The following is a 13,233-nucleotide window of genomic DNA, read 5'->3' on the forward strand; positions in this document are numbered from 1 at the left end:
CCTGCACGCTACTTGGCTGGTTCAGGCTCTCGCCCATTGACCAATATTCCTCACTGCTGCCTCCCGTAGGAGTTTGGTCCGTGTCTCAGTACCAATGTGGGGGACCTTCCTCTCAGAACCCCTACTGATCGTCGGCTAGGTGGGCCGTTACCCCGCCTACTACCTAATCAGACGCATCCCCATCCCATAGCGATAAATCTTTGGTATTAATCAGATGTCCTCATAATACAACATAGGGCATTAATCCGACTTTCGCCGGGCTATTCCCTACTACGGGGAAGGTTGGATACGCGTTACTCACCCGTGCGCCGGTCGCCATCAAAGTTTGCAAGCAAACTTCATGCTGCCCCTCGACTTGCATGTGTTAAGCCTGTAGCTAGCGTTCATCCTGAGCCAGGATCAAACTCTTCACTGTAAAAATATCTTTTTCAACTATAAGTTGATGCTCTGTCACAGAACGCTCTCATATCCGGTAGTATCTATTGAAGTCAAGTTATTGACGGTTCGTTCAATTACCCAAGAGATTCTTCATCTCTCGCTTCTTGTACTACTACTTCTTCTGTTTTATGTAAGTCTTTCAAAGAACTCTTTTCTTCATTGCCAACACCTATTTTTGAGGCGAAAGCGGATGCAAAGGTACAACCTTTTTCTTGAACTTGCAAACTTTTTCCAAGTTTTTTTGGGGCAAACCGAAAAGTTTTCGCATTTCATGACAAATCAAGAAATTCTCACCTTATTATATTTTATTAATACTGTAAAATTGCAAGAATAGATAAAAAAGATTATATTTGCAGAAAAATAGCAAAAACTGACACGACTATGAAGCAGATGAATATTTACGAAGAAGCAAACAGATGTCTATTATGCCTAGACGCTCCCTGTACAAAAGCATGCAGAACCGGTGACCCAGCGAGAGCAATCCGAGCCATTCGATTTGACAATCACAAGCCAGCATTACGTTGGGTAGCAAACTGCAGTGACGAAGATTTGGACAGTGCAGAAAAAGCCTGCATCCACTACAACTGGCCGATACGTATCAAAGACATGCTGCGTTCTATCAATCACGACGACGTGCCTGACGATAGCTACCCGCCATTGGACATTGACTTTTGTGGTATACACTGTGAAAATCCATTTTTTCTTGCCTCATCGGCCGTTTGTACGAACTATGAGATGGTTGCGCGTGCATTTGACGCCGGATGGGCAGGTGTTTTCTACAAGACGATATGTTTACAAGAAATAAAAGAAGTCTCACCTCGTTTTGATGCCATTCACAGCAATGGCACAAGAGGTGATTTCTATGGATTTCGTAACATGGAACAGTTAAGTGAGAACCCTGTGGAGATGGACCTTGACATCATGAAACGCCTCAAACAAGACTACCCGACCAAGGTTGTGGTCGCCTCAATTATGGGAAAGACAAAAGAAGAATGGATAAAACTCGCAAAGATGGCAGAAGAGGCTGGCGTAGATGCTGTGGAGTTGAATTTCTCATGTCCGCAGATGCGAATAACAGGTATGGGTAGTGATACAGGACAAGACCCAGAAATGGTACTAACAGATACCCGTTCTGTAAAAAATGCGGTAAAAATTCCTGTTATTCCAAAGATGACGCCAAACATCACACACATTGTACAACCCGCCTTATCCGGCTACCTCGCCGGTGCTGATGCCATTTCAGCAATCAACACCATTAAATCTGTAACGATGGAAACGAGGTCAAGTGTTTCGGGCAAATTCACCATCTCAGGTTATTCCGGACGTGCCGTAAAACCAATTGCACTGCGATATATCTTAGAGATTGCCCAAAACGAGGAAATGAAGAATATCGAACTAAGTGGTGTCGGAGGCATTGAGACATGGCGCGACGCACTCGAATTCATCCAATTGGGATGCAGTAATGTACAAGTATGTACGGCTGTCATGCAGTTCGGCTACCGTATCATTGACGATCTTATCCTGGGAATGAAACGATATATGAAAAAAAGAGGTGTCAGCAAGCTGAAGAGTCTTGTAGGCGAGAAACTTGCTACATTCGCAAGTCCGAGCGACCTAGACCGTTCGACCATTGTCTACCCCAAGATTGATTTTGAGAAATGTGTGGGCTGTGGGCGCTGTGAGATATCGTGTAGCGATGGAGGCCATCAAGCTATTGTCTTCAATCACGAGACACGTCAGCCACGGATTGTGGGTAGTAAATGTGTGGGGTGCCACCTATGTAGTTTGGTGTGTCCGGCAGGAGCCATTGGTCCTGCCAGACGAATCACCAAGAAATAAGAACAATATCAGAACTCCAGCACTAACGACTGTCGTGGCTTCATGGTTACGTCAGTCGTTAAATCGTAATAGCGGTTGGTCAGAACATCCTTTGCACGCTTTGTTTTACCGATAATCTCAGCATAACGTCCTACTTGCATTGAAGCAGGTTTTGAGGTGCCATTAAGGACAACAAGAACAGTACGTTCTTTGTACTGACGAGCAATGACATAGATGCCACCATAAGGAATAAACTGAGTCTGGGTTCCCTTCGTTATACACTCGTTTCCCTGTCGCCAGTGAAGTAGCCGACTCAGCCACGAGAACATCTGCTGTTCTGCACGAGTACGTCCTTCAGAGGTAAAGCAATTATGCGTATCGCCCGGGAAACCACCTGGGAAATCCTTACGTACGTTGCCATCTGTGATCTCCTTCGTACCGTTCATCAACACTTCTGTTCCATAGTAAAGCTGTGGGATGCGATTAACGGTAAGCAACAGGGCAAGAGCTTGTTTGAGTGCCAACGTGTCTCGTCCGTTTCCGAGGAAGCGGTCCGTGTCATGATTTTCGATGAAAGCCATCACACTCGATGGGTTAGGATAAAGATAGTCATAGACAAAAGATCCATAAAGTCGGTTTAATCCTTCCCACCAGGCATCGGTCTCTTCATTCTTGGCTTTGTTCAATTTGTCAAAGAAAGAGAAGTCCATGACAGTTTTCAGGAAAGAGTTGGTTTTTGCCAATTTAGAGTCCTTTTGCCACGTTGCAGTATATGCTGGTTCCGTAACCCATGTCTCACCGACTGTATTGAAGTTTGGATACTCCTCATCGAGTTCTTTCATCCATTGTGCCATTGCGTCAGCATAAGCATACGGATAGGTATCCATACGAATGCCATCGATGCCTACCGTCTCTATCCACCAGATGCTATTCTGAATGAGGTAGCGCATGAGATGTGGGTTATGCTGATTCAAATCAGGCATCGTTGAAACGAACCACCCTTCGGTAGTTTCCCTGAGATCCACCTTGGAAGCATACGGATCAACGACAGGAGTTAGTTTGTAACTTGTTTGCAAGAAGCTGGTACCACGTGAATCTGACGTGCCCTTCGATTCTTTCAACCATTGTGGCAAGTTAAGCCAATCGTGAGTAGGCATATCATGGGTCCATGGGTGTTCAAAACCACTATGGTTGAAAATCATGTCCATCACAACCTTAAGGCCTTTTTTATGAGCCTCATCGCATAAATGCCTATAGTCCGCATTTGTTCCAAAACGTGGGTCTACCCGATAGTAGTCAGTAGTAGCGTACCCATGATAAGTAGAGTAGCCCCGCTCACTGTCAGGCGAATCATTCTCCAACACAGGAGTGAGCCATAGGGCAGTCACCCCAAGTTCCTTAAAATAATCCAGATGTTCACATATACCGTTTAGGTCACCACCATGACGGAGGGAAGGCTGGGTACGATCCTCCTTATAGGGGCGCATACCTTTTATCTGCGACTGATGTCCCTTCCCCTGAGCAAAGCGGTCTGGCATGAGCATGTACAGCACATCGGCATTGGTGAAACCCATTCGTTTATCGCCACTCATCTCGCGTTGTTTCAGTACATAGTCCACTTTCTGTTTGTCGAAATGAAGTGTCATGGTACCTGCTTTGGCATTGCGAAGGTTCATATACACCAATAGATAGTTAGGCGATTCAAGTCGAATTACACTGTCAATAGCCACACCGGGATAGTCTGTGGACACGTTCTTTACCTGAGCTATATTTTTGCCATACACCATCAGTTGTACGTGTGGATTCTTCATTCCGACGAACCAATCGGTTGGGTCAATGCGATTAATCGTTAATTTTGCTGCACTCATAGTCATTGTAGCTGTTAGAAAAAGAATGCTAATTGTCAAAAAACGTTTCATAGTCAATTTCATATAGTTTAGTCATGTAATATTACGGCAGATTGAGGAGCCACATTAACTGTAGAACCTTCAATGGAATAGAGTCCCTCTTCGTTGATTATTCCTTCGGCACATACCACGGTATAACATCCTCGTGGAATAGTTGTTTCCATTGTTTTCCGGCTAGCATTCAACACCACGATAATGTTGCGCCAATTGTCACGTCCTGCATAGTCTTTCAAACGGAATGCCACAACATCTTTGGGAGACTTTAAAAACTCAAGATGCTTGCGTACCAAATCGGCAGAACCCATACGGAACGCAGGATGATTGCTGCGAAGTGCAATAAGTCGACTGTAGTAATTGAAAACCTGAGGATAACGCTGCATGTTTGACCAGTCAATCCGATTGACACTGTCAGGTGACTCAAATGAATTATGAACGCCTTTTTTGTCACGTAGCAGTTCTTCACCACTGAGTATGAAGGGTACTCCCTGAGAGGTAAGTACAGCAGTCTGTGCCAACAAATCAAGGCGTATCAGTTCATCAGTAGTCAGATGGGCAACACTTGTTTTCAACCTATCAACCAAACACATATCGTCGTGACAGGAGACATAACTGATCATTTGAATGGGATCAACAGCCCATGGAACAATCGAATAGTTCACCTTTGCCATATCAACCTGCGGATGACTAATACAGCCAACAATGCCAAACTTCAGACTTTCCTTGCTATCTACGACGCCTCCGAGCCATCCAGGCTTGGAATCATCACTAAAAGGACCTCGCAACGCATCACGTATCTCGTCAGAGAAAGCAGCGATACGGGGCATTAAGGGAATATTTGCCTTTACACCTAACTGTTCAGTAGGCAGAGCACATTGTCCAGCACTCCATCCCTCGCCATAAATAAAAATAGAAGGATCTATTTTATCAACCATCTGTCGGATCTGGTTCATCGTCTCAATATCATGAACACCCATAAGGTCGAAACGGAATCCATCAATATGATATTCGTCTATCCAGTATTTCACCGACTCCATCATAAAACGTCGCATCAAAGGTCGCTCTGAGGCCGTTTCATTACCACAGCCACTACCATTACTATAATGACCATCATTCGTTTTACGATAATAGTAATCAGGATAAGTGCGCTGGAAATTAGAATGTTCAATATCGTAAGTGTGGTTATATACCACATCCAGGACAACTCGGATTCCAGCTTGGTGGAGTGCCTGAACCATCTGCTTGAACTCACGAATCCGAGCCTCGGGGTGATACGGATCTGTTGCGTAAGACCCTTCAGGTACATTATAATTAACTGGATCGTATCCCCAGTTGTACTTGTTTTCACTGAGACGAGTTTCGTCAACAGAGCCATAGTCATAACTGGGCAGAATATGTACAGCATTAACGCCCAATTGTTTCAGATGACTGATAGCCCAAGGCTCTGTCAACGCCAGGAATTTCCCCTTGTGCTTTGCTTCAGGACGCGCTATGGAGAAGTCGCGATGATGCATTTCATAAATGACCAAGTCGACAGGTGTCTTGCAGACGGGACGTGTATCACGTTCCCACCCTACGGGATTGGTCGTTTCCATTTGAACAATAGCCGCACGTTGACCATTTACGCCAACAGCTTTTGCGAAAACGCCCGGACACTCCCCCTTACCGATGTCGAAGGTATAGAAGCGTCCCATCATGTCGCCTTTTACTGTAGCACTCCACAAGCCATCAGCATATTTCATCTTAATGGTTTTCAGAGCCTTCCCACCCTGTCCTTGTTGATAGATTCGCACTTTGACCGTCTGCGATTCCTTAGGTGCAAAGAGACGGAACGTAGTCGCTTCAGGAGCATAGGTCATCTCGTTAAAACAGAAATCTTGCGATGTTGCTCCTAACGACATCATTATAACTAGTGATAATAGAACTTTTCTCATCATTTATTGAGCTATTAAGGAAATGGCAAAGCCACCACCAGGAGCTGCGGTCATTTTCAAGACATCGCCTTGTTTCACAACCCTGTGAGTAATCGTATATGCTTTAGGATTCTTTTCATAATGAGCATCCTTGGCATCAGCATAGATGGTGCAGTTATATTTGCGTCCCTTCTCCAGGAAGTCAAGTTTAACAACTGACTTATGGCCATTCTCATCGCATTTTCCACCTATAAACCAATTCTCCGTTCCCTTTGCCTTACGGGCTACTGTGATATAATCGGCCGGTTCAGCCTCCAGATAGCGGGAGTCATCCCAGTCACAAGCCACATCCCGGATAAACTGGAAAGCATCGTTGAAGCGTTCATAGTTCTCGGGCAGGTCAGCAGCCATCTGTAAAGGAGAATACATGGTAACATAAAGAGCCAATTGACCAACCAACGTAGAGCGTACCCACGACGTGTTTTTACTCCATGTGGAGAGTTGGGTCTCAAATATACCTGGGGTATAATCCATTGGTCCCCCTTGCAAACGAGTAAAGGGAAGGATACAAGTATGATCCGGACGATTACCACCGAAAGCCTCATACTCAGTACCTCTGGCCGACTCCCCACCAACCAAATTGGGGTATGTGCGACAAAGACCTGTAGGACGGGTTGCCTCATGAGAATTCACCATGACATGATGTTTGGCAGCCTCCTTGATGACATAGAGGTAATGGTTGTTCATCGACTGAGAGTAATGGTGGTCGCCACGTGGAATGATATCACCTACATAGCCCGTCTTCACCGCATCATAACCGTAGTGGTTCATCAGGTCGAACGCTTCCTTGATGTGGCGCTCATAATTCTGCGTAGACGATGACGTTTCATGGTGCATCAAGAGTTTCACCCCTTTTGAATGGGCATAGTCGTTAAGCATCTTGATGTCGAAGTCGGGATAAGGCGTCACGAAGTCAAACACGTCGCGTTTCCAATGGTTTGCCCAGTCTTCCCAACCAATGTTCCAACCTTCTACCAGCACTTGGTCAAGTCCGTTTTTAGCAGCGAAGTCAATATAGCGCTTTACGTTCTCATTATTAGCCTTATGCGTTCCGTTAGGTGTCGAGAGTTGGTAGTTGAATGTTGAAAGTTTAATGGATGGCAAATCATTGGTATAATGCCAGCTACCGCGTCCTACTATCATCTCCCACCACACTCCGCAGTACTTTGTCGGATGAATCCACGAAGTATCTTCTATCTTACATGGTTCGTTGAGGTTAAGAATAAGATTCGATGACAGCATCTCGCGTGCATCATCACTAACCATCACTGTTCGCCATGGAGTCTCACAAGGAGTCTGCATACACCCCTTAAGTCCAGTCGCGTCAGGAGTAAGCCATGAGGTGAAGACGAAATTCTTGTCGTCCAGATTGAGATGCATGGTAGCATAATCCAAGCAGGCGGCCTCATGGATGTTGATATACAGTCCGTCATCCGATTTCATCTGCAAAGAAGTCTGCACACCTGTTTCGGAAAAAACGGAAACGGAAGAATTTCCCCAATTGACAGCCTTTTTGAAACGTCCCCGGATTTCAGACAGTTTCGTTTGCTGTGTTTCTTGTTCTTGCGTGTCATAGTCGCCAGGCAACCACCAGGCAGTATGGTCTCCTGCCATAGCAAACTCCGTCTTCTCTTCCTTAATCAAAAAATAAGTCAACTCTGGCTGCTGGGGGAATTCATAACGGAACCCTACCCCATCATCATAGACACGAAAACGAAGAACGATTTCACGACGTTCTGCAGTTTGTCTAAGTACAGCAGCATACTCGTTATAATGATTACGAATGGTAGCAGTCTCGCCCCATACAGGACGCCAAGTTTCGTCAAAGGTTGACGTCTGTTCGCTCTTCATGGTGAATCCGTCCATCAGGTCGGTTTCCTTCATTCCTTTGGAAGCATGTTTGTCCTTAGCCAGTTCCAAGCCAAGGTGTGAAGGCTTAATGACAGGACGTCCCTTATAAGTCAGCGTGTAGACAGGACGTCCTTGCTCCACATTGAAGTTTAGCACGACATTGCCATTAGGAGATTTAATTTCTGTTGCCAGCAATCCGGCAGCCATCAGCCAACAACCTACAACTAAGCCTATTTTTTTCATTTTCTACCGCTTTGAATAATTAATGTCTTTATGGTTTCATTAAACTCATCGGCCTGCATCAGTTGCTCTATTGTCATATGCATACGATAACGCCAGTAGTGACGAGGGTTAGCAGGAATGTTAATACGCTCAGCATTAGCATCAGGCAGTCGTAACTGCTCATCAATGGACAGCCAGTCCTGAAGTGACAACAAGCATAGCATCGAGGGTGATGTCAAGTGACGGCTCACGATATCCTTGGCAAGCCATCCGGGTAGCGGATGAGGTGCGGCTCCACCACGGTAGAGCATAGAATTGTAATAGTCCTGTGTACGCTCTTCGTCCTCATCCCACCATTGACGCAGCGTAGGCATGTCGTGAGTAGAGATGGTACAAACGGAGCGATAAGGATTGCACGACAAATGGCCAAACCGTACCTTGTCATCCTTTGGCATCGATTGGATTTCGAGCGAGAGGATTCGCAACTCATTCATCACCCAGGGCACACAATCTGGTACCATACCTAAGTCCTCAGCACAGCAAAGCATACGTGTAGCCTGCGTCAAACGTGGCAGTTTCTTCATCGCCTCATTATACCAGAACTGGTTATTTCGACGATAGAAATAGTCATTATAGAGGCGGTTGAAATTATATTTCTCACCCTCGTCCAACTTTTGGTAGTCCTCATGGTATTGTACTGCAATACGCGGATGCCAGCGGTCCTTCCGTTTATGATCAACCAAGAAGAGTTCCATGTGATTGTAGACTCCATAAGCCTCGATTTCCTCCCGACTTAAACCCAATGCAGGAGAGAACTGCCCCATCAAGCCAGATTTCTCTGGAACGGGGATTTCCCAGATGCGGAAGAAGCCCAGCACATGGTCTATACGATAGGCGTCGAAATACTGAGCCATCTTACGGAAACGGCGAACCCACCAGCGACAACCATCTTTGAGCATTTCGTCCCAGTTATAGGTAGGGAATCCCCAGTTCTGGCCATCAGCAGAGAATGGATCGGGTGGAGCTCCCGCCTGACCATTCAAGTTAAAGTACTTAGGCTCTACCCAAGCCTCAACGCCATCGCGACTAATTCCTATGGGAATGTCCCCTTTAAGAATGACGTGGTGGTTACGGGCATGATCATGAGCAGCATGCATTTGCTGGTCCAGGTTATACTGAACGAAATACCAGAACTGGACATCCTTGTTGGTACTTTTTATAGCCTTCACGGTAGCTTCTTTAGGCCACTCTGAGAAGACGGCTGTGCCATACTTGTCGCGATAATAGCAGAAGGCAGCATAGGGCACAAGCCACTCTTTATTTTGTTCAAAGAATTCTTTGTAGCTGGCCCGTCTGCTTATAGTTCTCCACTCCTGGGCGAACAATTCACGCAAGTATTCCAACTTGGCTTTGTTCACGCGTTCATAATCAATCTGAGGCAAAGCATTCAATTCCTGGCGCAACTGTTCATAATGTGCTTTTCGTTCTTCATTTTTGATTTCAGGTAACTGTCGAAGGTCAGTGTATTGCGGATGTAAAGCATAGATACTTATCGAATTATAGGGGTAGCTATCCTGCCATGTATATGTCATATTGGTATCGTTGATGGGCAACACTTGAATAACACGCTGCTGCGTCTTGTCTGCCCAGTCTATCATCTTCTTTAAATCACCAAAATCACCCACACCAAACGATCCCTCACTACGCAGGGAGAATATAGGGATAACGGTGCCTGCGCCCTTCCAAGGATAAACAGGGAAGTACACTTGTGAAAGTTCGTATACTATGACTTCATTGGATCCTATAGGAGGAAGCTCAACGACACGGTTTTCACCTTGTTCCCAAATAGGCTGGTCAAGTCCCATCAACACAAATTTAAATTCGATTGTCTGAGGCAGTTTAGAGGCGTCAAGACTAATCACCCATTCGTGATATTCATGTTCATACATGGGCTGGGCCTTGTTAACATCCCATTCACCAAGGACCTCGCCAGCACCTACCAAGTCTAGTTGCTCTCCAATACGTATTTGGGGAGCACGCACCTTCAGACGGACAGTCTGCTGAGATTCCGTCGTAGGACTAAACTCTCGCTGACATGCCATAATACAGTCAGTAAAAGCCGATGAATACATATAAGCATCTTCCGGAATATCTATCCAATGGTCGTAGATTGTATAGTTCATTCCTTTCTGAGCAACAAACTCTAAACGGTGTGGTTGGACAAGCCACTCATGACGGGCTTCCTCGTCACCTCGCATCACGCTATAGTAATAGTCAATATAGGTGCCTGGCTTTGCTGTCTTCGACAACTCACAGAACCAGTGCAGTCCGTCAAGGGTTGACAGCTTATGCTGCTGAACTTTTCCTGATTGCTCATCAGTGACGATATTCAACATCAGGAACTCACCAAAAGTGGTCTGATACTCAATGTTAAACAGTAATTTCATAGTTGTATCGTGTTAATTCATTATTATTTCTTCACTTTGATAATGGTCACACATGCCGCACCAATGATCAGACTAATACCTGCGACAAGCATCATCGTACTCTGTGCAGATCCGACCAGCGAGAGGATAGTTCCGCCAAGGGCTGCTGCAATAATCTGAGGAACACAGATCGTGCCATTGAAGAGTCCCAGGTAGGCACCCATGTGACCATAACCCTGCAATGCATTAGTAACCAGAGCAAAAGGCATTGCCAACATCGCAGCCCATGCACACCCTATTAAGATAAAGGGAACAAACAACAGATATTGGTCATGAATGAAAGGAACCATCGCAAAACCCACACCACCTAAAACCAAGCTGAGTGAATAAGCCAACTTTGTATTCTTAAATTGCGTGAGTATCGCAGCCCAAACAACAGAACCGATAGCCTGAACGGCAAACAGAATGCCTACCCAGTCGGCTGCATCCTGATAATTCTTGCTGGCAGTATCGGTCGTGTTCCAAACGGTATCAGCAATAGTGCCTGCAGTATAGGTCCACATGTACATAAAGGCAACCCAACAGAAGAACTGTACCAGTCCTATCTTCCAAAATGCCGATGGGGCATTCTTCAACAAGGTAATCCAGTTACCTGACGCTGTATCCTTGTAATCACCAGGGTCTTCTGACGATGCATTATATTCGGCATACTCCTGTGGGTTCCACTCTTTCACTTTCAACGTGGTGTAGATGACACATAGTATCAGAATTGCTGCACCGATGTAGAACGACCAGATAACGGAATCTGGAATAACACCCTTGGCTGCAACGTTGCTAATGCCTACAAACGCGAAGACATAAGGAAACACATAGCCCACCACGCTGCCCGCATTGCAGAGGAACGACTGGATGCTATAGGCCTTTGCCTTCTGTTCCTCGTTCACCATGTCACCAACCAACATCTTGAAGGGCTGCATAGCCATGTTGATGCTGGTATCCAAGAACATCAAGGCAACTAATCCAAAGACGAGTGCAGCACTGATGGTCAGTCCAAAAGAACCGGAATTGGGCAACAAGCACATGACAAGAACGGCTACAGCAGACCCTATAAATAAATAAGGTATGCGACGACCAAAACGAGTCCACGTCTTGTCACTCAATGTTCCGACAATGGGTTGTACCAGAATGCCCATTAATGGGGGCAGTATCCAAAAATAGCTCAGCGAGTGTGGATCAGCACCCAACGTAGCGAAAATACGCGAGATATTAGCCGACTGGAGTGCATACGCTATTTGCACGCCAAAGAACCCGAAACTCAGGTTCCAAAGACTCCAAAATGGAAGATTAGGTTTTTGTCTCATATATCACTTATATTAATTTCTTCTTTTCTATCTCGTTGTTCCACGGACAACCAGTCTTGTGCGGACAATACGCCGTTCAGCCTTGTCGCGAGGGATTATTCCTTCCACTTGATCTATCAAGATATCAGCAGCTTCCTCACCTACTTTCATTCCCCGTTGTTCTACTGTGGTCAGCATCGGGTCACAAGCCACGGCCCGCTGCCCATTCGTAAAGCCACAAATCGAGATATCCTCTGGTACACGGAAACCCATCCGTTTGGCGGTGTAGAGAATACCAATTGCCGTATCGTCGTTGACGGCAAAGAATCCATTAGGTGGTGTGTCATTTTCAAGCAATTCAGGAGTAACCGCTTCAGCATCAGCCCGATTGTCACAAATGCGAGTCAGTGATTCGTCATAATGCAGCCCATGCTTCAGCAGAGCATCTTTGTAACCGTTAAACCGATTCTTCGAGATCTCCAATGTTGGAGCCGAACCGTAAAATGCAATACGCGTACACCCCGTCTCTATCAGATGAGATACGGCATTAAAAGCACCCATGTAGTCATCAACCACTACCCTACTGGCATTCACGCCCGTACATATTCTATCATAAAATACCAACGGCACTCCTGCATCCATCAGTCGTTCAAAGTGATCATAGCGTTTCGTATCCTTGGCTTGTGACACAATGACGCCGCAGACTTTATTCTCATAGAACGACTGGCAGATACGCACCTCACGTTCATATTGTTCATTGCTCTGCGCCACCATGATGCGATATCCCCGCGAGGAAGCTTCCTCCTCTATGCCTGCCAGCACCGACGAGAAATAGAAATGTGTAAACTCTGGGATAATGACTCCAATCAGTTTGATGGGTTGCACTCTGGAATGCCGCAATGACTCAGCCAGTACGTTGGGGGTGAAGTCGTGCTCACGGTCATACTGCTGGATAGCAGCCCGTCTTTCCGGAGAAATACGGGGCGAGTCCTTCAGCGCACGCGATACAGTCGCTACGCTAATACCCAACTCGCGGGCTATGTCCTTCATTGTCAGTGGAGTCTTACCGTTCATAAGGCTTTCAGTCATTACTTTTGCAAAGATAGGTATTTTTTTAATTCATTATTTATTTAACTAAGCGAAATATGATTTGTTGTTGTGCAAACGTTTGCACTGCCTATATAACGCATTTAACTCAAAAAAAGTATCAACGTATCAAAACAATTTCTAATTTTGCACTTGATTTGAATCAATAGACGAA

The 13,233-nt window shown here is 45.6% G+C and carries 8 protein-coding genes and 1 rRNA gene; 1 reads left to right on the forward strand and 8 read right to left on the reverse strand.

Going from position 1 to position 13,233, the window contains the following annotated elements; translation table 11 throughout:
* Positions 1-415 (reverse strand): 16S ribosomal RNA (locus BLU47_RS03280); the annotation flags it as partial.
* Between the two features lie 97 nt (positions 416-512).
* Positions 513-662: a hypothetical protein gene (locus BLU47_RS14660; protein WP_176780431.1), complete on the reverse strand. Its 150-nt coding sequence runs from the start codon at positions 660-662 to the stop codon at positions 513-515.
* 325 nt (positions 663-987) lie between these two features.
* Between BLU47_RS14660 and preA the strand changes: the two genes are divergently transcribed.
* Positions 988-2,277, forward strand: coding sequence for an NAD-dependent dihydropyrimidine dehydrogenase subunit PreA (gene preA, locus BLU47_RS03290; RefSeq protein ID WP_255402074.1), 1,290 nt, complete (start codon positions 988-990; stop codon positions 2,275-2,277).
* Positions 2,278-2,285: 8 nt separating this feature from the next.
* On the opposite strand, the gene BLU47_RS03295 is transcribed toward preA, so the two are convergent.
* Genes BLU47_RS03295 through BLU47_RS03320 form a run of 6 tightly spaced genes read right to left on the reverse strand, consistent with a single transcriptional unit; the run spans position 2,286 to position 13,061 of the window.
* Complete coding sequence (locus BLU47_RS03295; protein WP_091958399.1) at positions 2,286-4,175, reverse strand: alpha-amylase family glycosyl hydrolase; 1,890 nt, start codon at positions 4,173-4,175, stop codon at positions 2,286-2,288.
* A gap of 17 nt (positions 4,176-4,192) precedes the next feature.
* Positions 4,193-6,097, reverse strand: coding sequence for a type I pullulanase (pulA, locus tag BLU47_RS03300; RefSeq protein ID WP_091958402.1), 1,905 nt, complete (start codon positions 6,095-6,097; stop codon positions 4,193-4,195).
* Complete coding sequence (locus tag BLU47_RS03305) at positions 6,098-8,227, reverse strand: glycoside hydrolase family 97 protein (protein WP_091958405.1); 2,130 nt, start codon at positions 8,225-8,227, stop codon at positions 6,098-6,100.
* Complete coding sequence (locus tag BLU47_RS03310) at positions 8,224-10,653, reverse strand: 4-alpha-glucanotransferase (protein WP_091958408.1); 2,430 nt, start codon at positions 10,651-10,653, stop codon at positions 8,224-8,226. The genes BLU47_RS03305 and BLU47_RS03310 overlap by 4 nt, the downstream gene beginning before the upstream one ends.
* Positions 10,654-10,676: 23 nt before the next feature.
* Positions 10,677-11,993: an SLC45 family MFS transporter gene (locus tag BLU47_RS03315; protein ID WP_091958411.1), complete on the reverse strand. Its 1,317-nt coding sequence runs from the start codon at positions 11,991-11,993 to the stop codon at positions 10,677-10,679.
* A 27-nt stretch (positions 11,994-12,020) separates the two neighbouring features.
* Positions 12,021-13,061 carry a LacI family DNA-binding transcriptional regulator gene (locus tag BLU47_RS03320; protein ID WP_369796957.1) on the reverse strand — a complete coding sequence of 347 codons (1,041 nt, stop codon included), beginning with the start codon at positions 13,059-13,061 and terminating at the stop codon, positions 12,021-12,023.
* Positions 13,062-13,233 lie beyond the last annotated feature (172 nt).

It is taken from the genome of Prevotella sp. tc2-28 (genome assembly GCF_900107705.1).
GTDB lineage: Bacteria > Bacteroidota > Bacteroidia > Bacteroidales > Bacteroidaceae > Prevotella.